The organism is Microbacterium sp. 11MF (assembly GCF_000383475.1).
GTDB classification, from domain to species: Bacteria; Actinomycetota; Actinomycetes; order Actinomycetales; family Microbacteriaceae; genus Microbacterium; species Microbacterium aquilitoris.
The window spans coordinates 654,121-668,353 of sequence record NZ_KB911459.1 but is presented as its reverse complement, the minus strand read 5'-3'; the positions used below and the strand labels follow the sequence as shown (position 1 = coordinate 668,353).

The window sequence follows — 14,233 nt, the reverse complement described above, 5'->3', positions numbered from 1 at the left end:
CATGAGCGCAACCCCCGTCACCCTGCAGCCGCGACCGATCGATACCCGACCGATCGATCCCAGCGTCGATCACGAGATCCAGGCGATCGTCGCCGGCGAGACCACCGCCGAGACCTGCAACACCGACCTCGCGGCCGGCCCGTGGACCTTCGACACCCGCCCCGGTTACGGACCCGGCTCGTCGATGGGCGACGTCATCCCGACCGGTGCTCCGCGACAGGGGCAGCTCCCGGCCGAGTACCGCGAGGCGGATGAGGCCGAGCTCGCGGCCCGCATCGTCGCCGCGAAGCACACCCTCGGCGAGCGCGTCGTCGTGCTGGGCCACTTCTACCAGCGCGAGGAGGTCGTCACCCACGCGGACTACGTCGGCGACAGCTTCCAGCTCGCCAACGCCGCCCTCGAGCACCCCGACGCCGAGGCGATCGTCTTCTGCGGTGTGCACTTCATGGCCGAGACCGCCGACCTCCTCTCCCGCCCCGAGCAGGCCGTCATCCTCCCCAATCTCGCCGCCGGGTGCTCGATGGCCGACATGGCCGACATCGACCAGGTCGAGGAGTGCTGGGAGCAGCTCTCCGACGTCTACGGCGACATGGACGCTCCGGATGCCGAGGGGCTGCTCCCCGTCATCCCCGTGACGTACATGAACTCCTCCGCCGCGATCAAGGGCTTCGTGGGCCGACACGGCGGGATCGTCTGCACCTCGTCCAACGCGCGGACGGTCCTCGAGTGGGCGTTCGCCCGTGGACGTCGCGTGCTCTTCTTCCCCGACCAGCACCTCGGCCGCAACACGGCGAAGGCCATGGGCGTCCCCCTCGAGCAGATGCCGATGTGGAATCCGCGGAAAGCGCTCGGCGGATCGAGCGAGGCGGAGCTCGCCGACGCCCGGGTCATCCTCTGGCACGGCTTCTGCTCGGTCCACCGCCGGTTCACGGTCGACCAGATCGCCGCCGCGCGGGCGGAGCACCCCGGCGTCCGGGTGATCGTGCACCCCGAGTGCCCGATGGACGTCGTGGACGCGGCGGACGAAGCGGGATCGACGGACTACATCCGCAAGGCCATCGCCGCCGCCACCGAGCCCACAACGTTCGCGATCGGCACCGAGATCAACCTCGTCCAACGCTTGGCGGCGCAGTTCCCGCAGCACGAGATCTTCTGCCTCGACCCGGTCGTCTGCCCGTGCTCGACGATGTACCGGATCCACCCGGGCTACCTCGCCTGGATCCTCGAGGGGCTCGTCGCCGGTGAGGTCCGCAACCGGATCACCGTGCCGGCCGATGTCGCCCAGCCGGCGCGCGTCGCCCTCGAGCGGATGCTGGCGGCCAAGCCGTGACCACCGTCGTCGTGGTCGGCTCGGGCATCGCCGGGTTGACCGCCGCACTCCACGCGGATGCCGGTGGCTCGACGGTCACGATCGTCACCAAGAGCGAGCTCGCCGAAGCCAACACACGGTACGCGCAGGGCGGCATCGCGGGCGCGCTCTCCCCCGACGACCGGCCGATCGACCACGCGCGCGACACCCTCGTCGCCGGAGCGGGACTCGCCGATCCGGGCGCCGTCGACGTCCTGGTCACGGAGGGCCCCGATCGCATCCGGGACCTCATCGCGGCCGGCGTCCGGTTCGACCGGGACGCCGACGGGACGCTCCGCGCGGGCCTCGAGGGAGCGCACTCGTCCCCCCGCATCCTGCACGCCGGGGGCGACGCGACCGGTGCGGAGATCGAGCGCGCCCTCGTCGAGCAGATCCGCCGGAGCGGTATCCGCGTCCTCGAGCACACGTACGTGACCGACCTGGTTCGCCGGGAGGGTCGCGTCGCCGGTGTGGAGACCCTGGGCGGCGGGCGCATCGAGGCGGACGCCGTGATCCTCGCGACCGGTGGCGCAGGCCGGCTGTTCGCCCACTCCACCAACCCCGCCGTGGCGACCGGTGACGGGATCGCCCTCGCCGCCCGGGCGGGCGCTGCCGTCCGAGATCTCGAGTTCGTGCAGTTCCACCCCACGGTGCTCGCCACGGGCGACGCTTTCCTCGTCTCGGAGGCCGTGCGCGGCGAGGGCGCTGTCCTCCGCGACGAGAGCGGACGCAGGTTCGCCCTCGACGCCCACCCGGAAGGCGAGCTGGCGCCCCGCGACGTCGTCGCCCGTGCGATCACCGCCGCGATGGCGCGCCAGGGCGGGCGTCCCGTCCTCCTCGACACCACCGCGGTGCACAGCTCCGACCCCGACGAGCGATCACGGTTCCTCGCCGCCCGGTTCCCGACCATCGACGCCGCCGTCCGCTCGCGCGGGCTCGACTGGGCGCGCGAGCCGATCCCCGTGACGCCGGCCGCGCACTACCTGATGGGCGGCGTGGTCACCGACCTCGACGGCCGCACCGACGTCCCGGGCCTGTACGCGGTCGGAGAGGTCGCGCGGACCGGCGTCCACGGGGCGAACCGTCTCGCCTCGAACTCCCTCCTCGAAGGCGCCGTGTTCGGCGCCCGCGCCGGCGATGCCGCGGCCACGGAGGGCGCGGCGTGGCCGGTGCCCGCCGGCACCCCCGCCGTCGTCGTGTCGGCACCCGACGGCATCCCGCACCCGCCCTTCACCCGGCGCGCGCTGCAGGAGCTCATGTGGGCGGATGCCGGGGTGACGCGTGACGGCGACGGCCTCCGCCGCGCGGCCCGCACCCTCGCGGCCTGGCGCACCTCCGCCACCCCGCCGGTGTCCCTGGCGGAGCACGAGGACGCCAACCTCCTGCTCGTCGCGGAGCTCATGGTCGCCGCCGCGCTCGCGCGGACCGGCTCGGTGGGTTCCCACCAGCGCACGGACGACCCGGCCTCCGCCGATGCGCGCGTCCGACCCGACCTGGAAGGGGCTGCGTGATGCTCTCACCCGCCGTCATCGAGACCACCGTCCGCGCAGCCCTCCTCGAGGACGCCCCGTGGGGTGACATCACGAGCGAGGCGCTGATTCCGGCATCCGCCACCGCGACGGCCGAACTCGTCGCGCGCGAAGCCGGCGTGTTCAGCGGGGGCGCCGTCTTCTCCGCCGCGTTCACCCTCACGGACGACCGGGTCGAGGTGGACGTGCGTGTGACGGACGGCGCCCGCTTCGCGCGGGGCGACGTCCTCGCGGTCGTGACCGGCCCCGCCCGCGCGATCCTGACCGCGGAGCGGATCGGCCTGAACTTCGTCCAGCGCATGTCGGGCATCGCGACCGTGACCGCCGCCTATGCGGACGCGGTGGCCGGGACGGGCGTGCGCATCGCCGACACCCGGAAGACGACACCGGGCCTGCGCGCCTTCGAACGCCACGCGGTCCGCAGCGGCGGCGGCGCCAACCACCGCCATTCGCTGTCGGACGCCGTGATGGCCAAGGACAACCACCTCGCCGTCCTCACCCGCTCGGGGCTGTCGGTCACCGAGGCGATCCTCGACGCCAAGACCCGCCTGCCCCACACCGCCCACATCGAGGTCGAGGTCGACCGTCTCGACCAGATCGAGGCGGTGCTCGCCGCCGGCATCGGCACGATCATGCTCGACAACTTCACGCTCGAGGGCCTCCGGACGGGAGTCCTCCAGGTGGCGGGGCGGGCCACCGTCGAGGCGTCCGGCGGGGTCACGCTCGACACCGTACGTGCGATCGCCGAGACCGGGGTCGACGTCATCTCGGTCGGTGCGCTGACACATTCCGCGCGGGCTCTCGACCTGGGACTCGACGTCCGCATCGACGAGGCCTGAGGTGCTCTACCTCGATCACGCGGCGACGGGCCCCGTCCGTCCCGAGGTGCGGGAGGCGATGCTGCCCTTCCTCGGCGAGCGCTACGGCAACCCGTCGAGCCACCACACGGTCGGCGAGGACGCCGCCGCCGTCCTCGCCGATGCGCGACGTCGCGTCGCGTCCGTCCTCGGGATGCGACCGGGCGATGTGATCTTCACCTCGGGCGCGACGGAGGCGAACAACCTCGCGATCAAGGGTGTCGTCCTCGCGGGACTCCTCCGTCACGGTCGCGCCGGGCACGTCGTGACGAGCGCTGTGGAGCACGAATCGATCCTCGCCTCCGTCGACTACCTCGAACGGGTCCACGGCACGGCGGTCACGCGACTCCCGGTCGATGCGGACGGCCTCGTCTCCCCCGAGGTCCTCGCCGACGCGCTGCGCGACGACACGGCGCTCGTGTCGCTCGGCTACGCGAACAACGAGATCGGGACGGTGCAGGATGCCGCCGGCCTCGCCGCCGTCACGGCGAACGCACACGTCCCCTTCCACCTCGACGCCGTTCAGGCCGCCGGTTGGCTCCCCCTCGCGGGAACCGGCGCCGACGCCCTGTCGATCGCCGGCCACAAGATCGGCGCACCGCAGGGCATCGGAGCACTCGCGATCCGCGGCCGCATCCCCCTGGAACCGCTCCTCCACGGGGGCGGCCAGGAGCGCGATCGCCGCAGCGGCACGCAGAACGTCGCGGGCGCCGTGGGACTGGCGGTCGCCCTCGAGCTCGCCGAACGGGAACGCGGAACGTCGTCGGAGCGGGTCTCGGCGCTCCGACAGGCTGTCACCGAGCGCGTGCTCGCCCTCGTCCCCGAGGCCCGTCTCACGGGGCATCCGTCGCGCCGGCTCCCCGGGACGGCCAGCTTCACCTTCGCCGGGGTCAGCGGAGAGGCGGTCCTCCTCGAGCTCGAGCGTCGCGGTGTCGTCTCTTCGAGCGGATCCGCGTGCGCGGCCGGCAGCGACGAGCCGTCGCACGTCCTCCTCGCTCTCGGCGTCGCTCCCGAGGTCGCGCAGGCGTCGGTCCGGTTCAGCTTCGGGCACCGCGCCGAGATCGATCCGGGGCCCCTCGCCGACGCGATCGCCGCATCGATCGCGGCGGTACGATCGCGATGATGAGCACCCCGACCGTCACCGTGATCGTGCCCGGACGCGACGTCGGCGCGTTCGCCGAGGAAGCCCTCGCCTCCCTGCGCGCACAGACGCGTACGGATTTCCGCGCCCTCCTCGTCGACGATGCCTCCCGCGACGCGACGGCGGAGATCTTCGCCGCCACCGCCGCCGACGACCCGCGCTTCACGCTCGTGCGCCACGAGGTCGCGCAGGGACTCGGCGCCTCGCGCAACGAGGCGCTCGCGCTCGTCGACACCCCCTACGTCGGGTTCTTCGACGCCGACGACGTCATGACCCCCGGGGCGCTGGACCTGCTCGTCGGCAGCCTCGAGGACTCCAGCAGCGACATCGCCGTCGGCGCCTACGTGCGGTTGCGCGCGGATGCCGCCGGTTACTACTCCCCCGGTGTCGTCCAGCCGTGGGTCGCAGCATCCACCTCCCCCGGCCGGCGACGCACGACCCTCGCAGACCACCCCGACGTGTCGGGGAACATCGTCGCCTGGTCGAAGGTGAGCCGCACCGACCTCTGGCGTCGCGCGGGACTCCGCTTCACCGAGGAGCGCGCCTACGAGGACCAGGTGGTCGCGCAGCAGATGTACGTCGCCGCCTCAGCGATCGACGTGATCCCCGACGTCGTCGTCCATTGGCGCGAGCGCGCCGACGGCACCTCGATCACGCAGCGCCGTCACGCCGTGTCGGTGCTGCGGGACTACCTCGACGGGATGCGCGGCGGGATCGACGTCCTCGACACCGCCGGCCACCCGGGCGCCGCTCGCGCTCGCGTCCGCCTCATCCTCGACATGGACGTCCCGGGCCTCGTCCGGGTCGCCGAGCATCACCCCGACGACGCGTACCGGCAGCTGCTCGGCGCCTTCACTCGCGATCTCGCCGATCGCGCCGCGCGCGAGGGCGTGACGCTCGACGAGGCATCCGCTCCGCTCGTGACCGCCGCGAGCGGGTGGTGAGCGCGCTCTAGCCCGCGCCTTCGATCCTGCCCGCGGCGACCTGCTGCGCGGCCAGCTCTGCGTAGAGACCGCCGGCGGCCAGCAGCTCGGCGTGGGTACCGGATTCGACGATGCGCCCCGCCTCGACGACGTGGATGACGTCGGCGGCGATCACGGTGGACAGTCGATGCGCGATCGACAGTGTCGTCCGGCCCCGCGCCGCTTCGTCGATCGCCTCTTGGACGACCCGCTCCGAGACGGTGTCGAGCGCGGAGGTCGCCTCGTCGAGCAGCAGCACCGGCGGGTCCTTCAGCAGCACGCGGGCGATCGCGATCCGCTGCTTCTCGCCGCCCGACAGGCGGTATCCGCGCTCGCCCACGACGGTGTCGTACCCGTCCTCGAAGCCGGCGATGACGTGGTGGATGTTGGCGGCGATGCACGCCGCCTCGATCTCGGCATCCGTGGCGTCAGGCCTCGCGTACCGCAGGTTGTCGCGGATCGTCGCATGGAAGAGGTAGGTCTCCTGCGACACGATCCCGATGCGGTCGATCACCGACGCCTGTGCGAGCGAGCGCAGGTCGGCGCCGGCGAACAGGACCGTCCCCGCGGTGGGCTCGTAGAGCCGCGGCGCCAGGTACAGGATCGTCGTCTTGCCGGCACCGGACGGCCCCACGAACGCGACGTGCTGCCCCGGATCGGCGACGAAGGACACGCCGTCGAGCGTTGCCGGGCTGTCGGGCCCGGCATCCGGATACCGGAACGAGACGCCCCGGAACTCGATCCGGCCGACCGGACCGGGGGCGTCCGCGACGTCGACCGCGGCCGCGGTGTCGGCGATCGCCGGCCGCAGGTCGAGGTACTCGAAGATGCGGGCGAACAGCGCGCGCGAGGTCTGCACGTCCAGCGCGACGCGCATGAGCCCCATGAGCGGCATGAGCAGGCGCGCCTGCACCGTCGTGAAGGCGACGACCGCGCCCGCGGTGATGGGCACGGCGTCCCCCGTGATGAAGAAGCCCGCGACGAGGTAGATGATCGCCGGGACCGACGACATGATGATCTGCACGACGGCGAAGAAGCCCTGCCCGCTCATCGCCTGCCGCACCTGCAGTCCGATCTGCGTGCGGTTCTCGGCGGCGTAGCGGTCGGACTCGGCCCGCTGGCGGTTGAAGGACTTCGACAGCAGGATGCCGGAGACGCTCAGGGTCTCCTGCGTGATGGCGCTGAGCTCCGACAGGGACTCCTGCGTCTGTCCGGCGATGCGGGCGCGCACCTGCCCGACGCGTCGCTGCACGAGGATCAGCACGGGCATCATGACGACGGCGATGAGGGTCAGCCGGACGTCGATGAGGAGCATCGCGACGAGCGCGGAGATCACCGTGACCGTGTTGCCGAGGATGCTCGTGACCGTGTTGGTGAGGACGCCGGACACCCCGCCCACGTCGTTCTGCAGCCGCGACTGGATGACGCCCGTCTTCGTCCGTGTGAAGAAGCCGAGGTCCATCGCCTGCAGGTGGGCGAACATGCGCACCCGCAGGTCTCCCGTCACCTGGTTGCCGACGGTCGAGGTGAGCCAGGTCTGCGCGATCCCGAGCGCCGCGCCGAGGACGAACAGCCCGATCATCGAGAGGACGAGGACGCCCAGGAGCCCAAGCTGCGGCGCGGACCCGTCGACGGGGAAGAGCGCGTCGTCGAAGATGCGCTGGACGAGCAGCGGCGGGATCACCCCGACCGCCGCACCGAGGACCACGAGGATCGCCGTGACGACCAACCGGCGACGGTAGGGACGGAAGAGGGCGACCACGCGTCGACCGAGATCCGGGATGCGGGGAGCCGACGCGTTGCGCTCTCGCTGCGCCGCCTCGTCGACAGCGCGGAACCCGCCGCGACCGCCTCCGGGTCCGCCCATGCTCATCCCGTCACCCTAGCCCCGCCGCGACACCACCGGCCGCGCGGGAATGCGCGGCGGTGCGCGCCGGTTAGGCTGAACGACCCGCGTCGCATGCGCTCTCTCGCGCCAGCTGCCCCGCCCCTCTGTCGAAGGACTCACGTGCCCCTGTCGGACACCGCCTCCACGCCCACCCTCTCGTCCGAGTCGGCTCCGCGCCGGACCGGGCCGGTCATCGCCCTGCTCGTCGTCGCCGCCTTCGTCGTCATCCTGAACGAGACGACCATGAGCGTCGCCCTGACCGACATCGTCGCCGACCTCGGGATCACCGTCGCCACCGGCCAGTGGCTCACGACGGGCTTCCTCCTGACGATGGCGGTCGTCATCCCGCTGACCGGTTTCCTGCTCGAGCGCTTCCCCCTCCGCACGGTCTTCTTCACAGCCATGAGCCTGTTCGCGGCGGGCACTCTGATCGCCGCCCTCGCCCCCGACTTCGGGTTCCTCCTCGCGGGGCGCATCGTGCAGGCGAGCGGCACCGCGATCATGATGCCGCTGCTGTTCACGACGGTCCTCAACATCGTCCCGCCGTCTCACCGCGGCCGGATGATGGGCACCATCACCGTCGTCATCGCCGTCGCCCCCGCGATCGGACCCACGGTCTCGGGTCTGATCCTGTCGACGCTGACCTGGCACGCGATCTTCTGGGTGATGCTCCCCATCGCCCTCATCGCGATCGCCCTCGGCGCGGTCTGGGTGAAGAACGTCACCGAGACACGCGCCGACGCCCGCTTCGACGTCCTCTCCGTTCCGCTGTCCGCACTCGGCTTCGGCGGGCTCATCTACGCCTTCAGCGCGATCGGCGAGTCCGCGTCGGGGCACGCTCCCATCCCCGTCGCGATCCCCCTCGCGGTCGGCGCCGTGGCCCTCGTCCTGTTCGTGCTGCGTCAGCTTCACCTGCAGAAGACCGACAGTGCACTCCTCGACCTCCGCACGTTCCAGACCCGGACCTTCTCGCTGGCGGTCGTACTGGTGGTCGTGGTCTTCGCGGCGCTGTTCGGCTCCATCGTCCTGCTGCCGATCTACCTGCAGCAGGTGCTCGGCCTCGACGTCCTCGGCATCGGGCTCATGCTGCTTCCCGGCGGCATCCTGATGGGTGTCATGGCGCCGTTCGTCGGCAACGCCTTCGACCGTTTCGGCCCCACGCCCCTCGTGATCCCGGGCATGATCATCGCGGCCGCCGCCCTGTGGGGCATGACGCTGTTCGACGTGAACACCGGGGTGCCCTTCGTCATCGCGGTGCACCTCGCCCTGAACCTCGGACTCGGCCTGACGTTCACGCCACTGCTGACCTCGGCGCTCGGCTCACTTCCCCGCCGGTTCTACCCGTACGGGTCGGCGACCGTGGGGACGCTCCAGCAGGTCGCCGGCGCTGCCGGGACCGCGCTCTTCGTGACGATCATGACCGTGACCACCGCCGCGCGGATGGCGGACGGGACCGATGAGGTGCTCGCGAAGGCGGACGGCGTCCACGCGGCGTTCGTGGTCGGGGCCATCGTCGCGACCGCAGCGGTCGGGCTCGCCCTGTTCGTCCGCAAGCCCGCCGAGACCGACGCGGACGGAGCCCCTGCGCTCGCGCACTGACCGCGGCGAAGCGACGCCTCAGGCCGCCTCAGGCTGAGGCAGCGCGGGTCAGTTGGTGCTGCAGCAGCCCCCGCCGCAGCACGATGCGCCCTCGTCCAGGAGTTCGAGGGCGTCCGTGTCCTCCGTCGCGTTCGACAGCGTCGAGATCGGCTGCAGGGACGGGGTCGGCAGGTTCGAGGTGGCCATGCCGTCCATGCTACGCCGCGTAACCGGCACCGGCTCAGGGGTCAAGGGCCTGAACCTCCCGCGCCGCACCGCTTAGCGTCGAGGGCATGAGCACCCTCACCGGAAAGCGCGTCGCCTTCCTCGCGACCGATGGATTCGAAGACAGCGAACTGACCTCCCCCTGGCAGGCCGTGACGGATGCCGGGGCCGCAGCGATCATGATCGCTCCCGACTCGGGCAGCATCACCGGCAAGAACGGGCACGAGCAGCGCGTCGACGTCACCTCCGACGACGCCGACGCAGCCGAGTACGACGCGCTCGTCCTCCCCGGAGGCGTCGTGAACGCCGACGACCTCCGACTGGATGCCTCGGCCGTGCGCTTCGCCCGCGACTTCTTCGCCCAGCACAAGCCGGTCGGGGCGATCTGCCACGCGGCGTGGCTGCTCGTCGAGGCGGACGTCCTCGGGGGTCGCACGCTCACGAGCTACCCGAGCCTGCACACCGACCTCGTCAACGCCGGGGCCACCTGGCACGACGAAGAGGTCGTCGTCGACGCCGGGCTCGTCTCGAGCCGCACGCCCGACGACCTGCCGGCCTTCAACGCCAAGCTGGTCGAGGAGATCGCCGAAGGACGTCACGCGGCGCAGACCGTCTGATCCCCCGCGCTCGACGCCCCCGGCCGCGACTCAGTCGCGCGACGGGGGCGTCGTGCGTCGACGGGCCACCGCGATCGCGACGACCACCGCGACGACGACCACGACCACGATGCCGCCCACGACGAACGGCACCACAGAGATGCCGTCACCACCGGCATCCGGGGTCGCCTGCGAGGACTGCAGAGGCGTCGCGTCGCCGACCGCGAAGGGGATCGTGCCGCTGATCGGGTGACCGTCGCTGGAGACGACCCGCCACTCCACGAGGTACCCCGCCTCGGGCATGCCCGAGGCGACGGGGACGGTGAGCGTGTTCGTGTCGATGGCGGGGTCCCCGTCGGTCCAGTCCTTGCCCGAGGCATCCAGCACGACGATCTCGGCCCCCTCGTGCAGGATCGCGGCGGAGTAGGTGAGGACGACCGATGTGGGGGCCGTGCTCAGCTGCTCGTTCGGCGAGGGCGTGCTGCCCAGGAGTTCGTCGTGCGCGGACGCGGGGCCGGCGACCGTGAAGATGAGGAGTGCCGCGAGACCGGCCGAGAACGCGGCGATACGGGACCACGCGGATCGAACGGACGTCGGAGGCGGCGAGGCGACGGGCATGCGTCCAGCCTGCCATCCCCGCCTGTGCGTCGCCTGCCTCGCGGCGGCTTACCCGGGGTCCCGGTCCGGAGCAAGCCCCGAGCACCGCCTCGGCGCGGCATCTATCGTGACGACCGAACCCACCGGAAGGACACCGAGATGGACACGACCGACAGCGGACCCGAAGACCTCGCCCCCGACGTGGAGGGTCCCGAGGACCGGGGCGCCCCCTCCGCCGAGGCGCATTATCTGGTGACGGAGCACGATGGCGTCACCCGGGTCGACATCGCCGACGATGCCGCGTTCCGTCCGGGACCCGGACAGGGGCAGCCCGAAGCCGACGCGGAGTAGGGCTGGAGCGTCAGACGCCGAGCAGATCCTCGGGGCGGGTCCCGTACGCGGCCAGGTGATGCCGACGGAGCCCCTCCTCCGTGAACCCCCACCGCGACGCGATCTCACTCAGATCGTCGACCGACCCCATCGCGGTTCCGACGATGTCTGCGTGGGCGGCGTCCAGTCGGACGGCCGTGAGGTGTTCCAGCGGAGAGCGCCCCGCGACAGAGTGCCCCCGGAATGCGCGTCGGAGCGCACCGCTTCCAACACCGGCCGCCGCCGCCGCGTCGTCGACCGTGATCGGGAGTGAGGCGTTCTGCTCGAAGAACGACACCGCAGCGCGGTAGGCCCGCTGCTGCTGGGCGACGCTCTCCACGCGCTGGGCGCGATCGCCGATGAGCGGGAACGCTTCGAGCGTCGACACCGCGATCGAGCGGAACATGGAGGCGCGCGCGAGATCGTTGTCGAGAGTCGCCTCGGCGGAGAACGCCAGAGCGGACGCCGATCGCCAGGCACGCAGGAGCGTCGGGTCGGCGGGACGCGTGCCGTCGAAACGCACCGTGAGGGTGTCATCGTTGTAGACGGTCCGGGCGAGGTCCGTCAACGCGTCCATAGGCAACGCGACCACCTGCACGCGAGTGTCCTGGAGGCGACAGGCGAGGGTCGATCCCGGTTGGAAGAGGACGGGATCCGCCGCGTCGCCGCGTTCGCCGTCGATCTCCCACTCGTACCGTGCGTCGCTGTGCACCACGATGATCGCGTCGAGGTCGCACTCCGCGCTGTACCCGCCACCGATGTTCAGACGCCGCAGCGCGAATCGCTCGTCCCCGACGCTCGATTCCTCGAACGTGAGGTCTTGTGCGTCGAGATCGACGCTCCCGTAACTGCGGGTGATGTAGGCCTCCGCCTCACCGAGATCGGCGGAGCGGAAATGCTCACGGAGCGCGGGCACGCTGTCCTTCTCTCCCCTGTCGACTGCGGTCCGACGGGACCCTCGTTCCCAGGGTACGTCCCGCGGTGCCTCTCGGGACGACTCTGATACTGCGTATTACGGATGATGTGCGCATAATGGATATCAAGAACGCCGAAAGGACCCCGTGGGCAAGTTCATCTACAACGACCGCATCCGAGCCGACTTCGAGGATCGCCTGCTGGCGCACCTGCAGCTGGTTATCACCACGAAGCTGCGCCGCGGCGAAGCGTTCACCTTCATGTGGCGGAACGATCAGAGCCTCGGCGACGGGCGTCAGGTCGTGTGGCTGCATCCTGGTGCAGACCTGCACTGGCAGTACTTCGGCAGCCGACAGCCTTCGCTCAACCCCGCCTGGCTCGACGCGCTGAGCCACGTCGCGAACTCCCCGACGGGCCTGTACGTCGTGCCCGAGCCGCAGGGCGCCTCGGTGCCGGCATCCAGCGGATCCATCTGATGAGGTCGAGAAGATGAGGCATGCCAGCTGACGGCGCCTCCCGCGTCCTCGACACGACGCGCGAGGCGTTCGACATCAAGTCCGCCGGAGAGGCGCTCCGTCATGTCGCCTCGGGCGTGACCATCCGCGAGGCGGATTCGGCTTTCTCACTGCACCAGCGGACCCTCGGGGACGACAGGCTCAGGCTCACCCGGCTCCGCACCACGGGCTTCCTCCACGCGCACGTCGACGTGTCGGGATACGTCGCCGTCGGTCGCGTCGCCAGCGGCGGGGTCCGCGCCGTGAGCAACGACTCGCCTCTGGACGTCAGCGCCCCCTTCCTCCTGACGCCCGGCTCAGCCGAGACATGGTCCTCGACGGCCGATGCGGAGGCCATCGGCCTCGATCTCGCGGCGCTCGGAGCGTTCTCGGGCCGTGACCTCAGCTCCGCCGGACGCTTCCCGCATCGGGGCGCCCTCACGTCGGACCTGCAGGACCACTGGGAGGCGACGATCGCTCATGTGAGTCGGATCTTCGACGACGAAACCCTCCTTCGCAACGACCTCATCCGACAGGCTGCCGTCGACGCCGTCTTCGCCGCGACGGTCAGCACCTTCGGCATCGACGCCGAAACGGGCGAGTCGACTGGCGGCTCCGCGGCCGTCACCCGTGCGACGGACTTCATCGACGACCACCTCGGCGAGCCGCTCAGCGTCGCCGACATCGCCGCCGCGGCCCGTCTCAGCGTCAGGGGCCTCCAAAGCGCCTTCCAGCGGACGCTGGGCGTGACGCCCGCGTCGTACGTCCGTGCGGCTCGGCTCGTGGCCGTGAACCGCGACCTGACGTCAGCGGATGCCGAGGCGATCACCGTCGCAGAGATCGCCCGACGGTGGGGGTTCGCCCACCTCCCGAGGTTCGCTCAGCACTACCGGGCGGAGTTCGGGGAACTCCCCCACGAGACGCTTCGCCGCTGACCGGAGCCGCGGCCGTCAATCCCAGCCGAGGTAGTCCTCGATCTGGAACGCCGTCTCACCGGGATGCGTCATCGGGAACAGGTGTCCCGCATCCGGCAGACGGACGACGCTCGTCCGGTCTGCTGCGGTCGCCTGGAGGTCGTCGCCGTTCGCGGGCGGCGTGATCGGGTCCACGGCGCCCTGGATGATGAGGATCGGCAACGACGAGGCGAGGCTCGCCCATTCGGCGACCGGTGTCGAGGCGAGCGCGGCGCTCTGGAGTTCCTCGACGTCGAGGTCGCGCGACCGCGCGAAGACATCCCACGCCACCGGGATGGAGATCCCGGGTCCGACCAGGGCGCGGACGGCGTCGGTGTCCGGCGCGTCCACGGGGGCGGAGAAGGCGCTGTGCAGGGCACGGGCCGCGTCGTCATCGAGGGCGCGGGCCGCTTCGACGCCGAGCAGGAGCACGCCGCTGGCACGACCGGGGTGATCGAGCGCCACGGTGCGAGCGACGGCGCCGCCGAACGCGTGACCGCCGATCCACGCGGAGCCGACCCCGAGGTGGTCGAGGACGTCGACGACATCCTGCGCGAGATCGTGCATGGACGCCGCGGCGCCGCCGGGACGGCGGGAGCCGATGCGGACGATCCGGAACCCCTCCTCCTCGAGGATGCTCGCGAGGCCGCCGAGGTAGGCGACGTCGAGACCCTGCGCGGGAATGAGGACGAGAGCGGGACCCTCTCCCTCGTCGATGAACGGGATGGCACGAGCCTCGGCGTCGAACACCTGGCGCTGAATCTGTGTCATGGGAGGATCC

The 14,233-nt window shown here is 71.4% G+C and carries 15 protein-coding genes; 10 read left to right on the top strand and 5 right to left on the bottom strand.

What is annotated here, in order from left to right:
• Position 1 precedes the first annotated feature (1 nt).
• Genes nadA through H286_RS0103195 form a run of 5 tightly spaced genes read left to right on the top strand, consistent with a single transcriptional unit; the run spans position 2 to position 5,819 of the window.
• Complete coding sequence (gene nadA, locus H286_RS0103215; protein ID WP_020097081.1) at positions 2-1,330, top strand: quinolinate synthase NadA; 1,329 nt, start codon at positions 2-4, stop codon at positions 1,328-1,330.
• Positions 1,327-2,859, top strand: a complete 1,533-nt coding sequence (nadB, locus tag H286_RS0103210) for an L-aspartate oxidase (RefSeq protein WP_020097080.1) — start codon at positions 1,327-1,329, stop codon at positions 2,857-2,859. The genes nadA and nadB overlap by 4 nt, the downstream gene beginning before the upstream one ends.
• The gene (nadC, locus tag H286_RS0103205; protein WP_018188301.1) at positions 2,859-3,716 is read left to right on the top strand and encodes a carboxylating nicotinate-nucleotide diphosphorylase; all 858 of its coding nucleotides are present in this window, start codon (positions 2,859-2,861) and stop codon (positions 3,714-3,716) included. Before nadB ends, nadC begins: the two co-directional genes overlap by 1 nt.
• Position 3,717: 1 nt before the next feature.
• On the top strand, positions 3,718-4,857 hold the full coding sequence (locus tag H286_RS0103200; RefSeq protein WP_018188302.1) for a cysteine desulfurase family protein: 1,140 nt from the start codon (positions 3,718-3,720) through the stop codon (positions 4,855-4,857).
• Complete coding sequence (locus H286_RS0103195; protein WP_020097079.1) at positions 4,857-5,819, top strand: glycosyltransferase family 2 protein; 963 nt, start codon at positions 4,857-4,859, stop codon at positions 5,817-5,819. Before H286_RS0103200 ends, H286_RS0103195 begins: the two co-directional genes overlap by 1 nt.
• Positions 5,820-5,826: 7 nt before the next feature.
• On the opposite strand, the gene H286_RS0103190 is transcribed toward H286_RS0103195, so the two are convergent.
• The gene (locus tag H286_RS0103190) at positions 5,827-7,704 is read right to left on the bottom strand and encodes an ABC transporter ATP-binding protein (RefSeq protein ID WP_018188304.1); all 1,878 of its coding nucleotides are present in this window, start codon (positions 7,702-7,704) and stop codon (positions 5,827-5,829) included.
• Between the two features lie 141 nt (positions 7,705-7,845).
• Here H286_RS0103190 and H286_RS0103185 point away from each other — a divergent pair, with 141 nt between their 5' ends.
• On the top strand, positions 7,846-9,324 hold the full coding sequence (locus tag H286_RS0103185) for an MDR family MFS transporter (protein WP_020097078.1): 1,479 nt from the start codon (positions 7,846-7,848) through the stop codon (positions 9,322-9,324).
• Between the two features lie 48 nt (positions 9,325-9,372).
• Here the strand turns inward: H286_RS0103185 and H286_RS15015 are convergent, their stop codons facing one another.
• Positions 9,373-9,510 (bottom strand): hypothetical protein, encoded by a 138-nt coding sequence (locus H286_RS15015; RefSeq protein WP_020097077.1) that lies wholly within the window; start codon positions 9,508-9,510, stop codon positions 9,373-9,375.
• An 86-nt stretch (positions 9,511-9,596) separates the two neighbouring features.
• Here H286_RS15015 and H286_RS0103175 point away from each other — a divergent pair, with 86 nt between their 5' ends.
• On the top strand, positions 9,597-10,145 hold the full coding sequence (locus H286_RS0103175; RefSeq protein ID WP_018188307.1) for a type 1 glutamine amidotransferase domain-containing protein: 549 nt from the start codon (positions 9,597-9,599) through the stop codon (positions 10,143-10,145).
• A gap of 30 nt (positions 10,146-10,175) precedes the next feature.
• On the opposite strand, the gene H286_RS0103170 is transcribed toward H286_RS0103175, so the two are convergent.
• Complete coding sequence (locus tag H286_RS0103170; RefSeq protein ID WP_020097076.1) at positions 10,176-10,742, bottom strand: copper resistance CopC family protein; 567 nt, start codon at positions 10,740-10,742, stop codon at positions 10,176-10,178.
• Between the two features lie 138 nt (positions 10,743-10,880).
• Here H286_RS0103170 and H286_RS0103165 point away from each other — a divergent pair, with 138 nt between their 5' ends.
• On the top strand, positions 10,881-11,072 hold the full coding sequence (locus H286_RS0103165; protein WP_020097075.1) for a hypothetical protein: 192 nt from the start codon (positions 10,881-10,883) through the stop codon (positions 11,070-11,072).
• Positions 11,073-11,082: 10 nt separating this feature from the next.
• Here H286_RS0103165 and H286_RS0103160 read toward each other — a convergent pair whose 3' ends face one another.
• Positions 11,083-12,006, bottom strand: coding sequence for a helix-turn-helix domain-containing protein (locus H286_RS0103160; protein WP_020097074.1), 924 nt, complete (start codon positions 12,004-12,006; stop codon positions 11,083-11,085).
• A 145-nt stretch (positions 12,007-12,151) separates the two neighbouring features.
• On the opposite strand from H286_RS0103160, the gene H286_RS0103155 reads away from it, so the two are divergent.
• Together H286_RS0103155 and H286_RS0103150 are read left to right on the top strand one after the other, a co-directional pair.
• The gene (locus tag H286_RS0103155; protein ID WP_018188311.1) at positions 12,152-12,481 is read left to right on the top strand and encodes a DUF7882 family protein; all 330 of its coding nucleotides are present in this window, start codon (positions 12,152-12,154) and stop codon (positions 12,479-12,481) included.
• Positions 12,482-12,501: 20 nt separating this feature from the next.
• Positions 12,502-13,434 carry a helix-turn-helix transcriptional regulator gene (locus H286_RS0103150; RefSeq protein ID WP_018188312.1) on the top strand — a complete coding sequence of 311 codons (933 nt, stop codon included), beginning with the start codon at positions 12,502-12,504 and terminating at the stop codon, positions 13,432-13,434.
• A 15-nt stretch (positions 13,435-13,449) separates the two neighbouring features.
• On the opposite strand, the gene H286_RS0103145 is transcribed toward H286_RS0103150, so the two are convergent.
• Positions 13,450-14,223 carry an alpha/beta fold hydrolase gene (locus H286_RS0103145; protein WP_018188313.1) on the bottom strand — a complete coding sequence of 258 codons (774 nt, stop codon included), beginning with the start codon at positions 14,221-14,223 and terminating at the stop codon, positions 13,450-13,452.
• Positions 14,224-14,233: the final 10 nt, after the last annotated feature.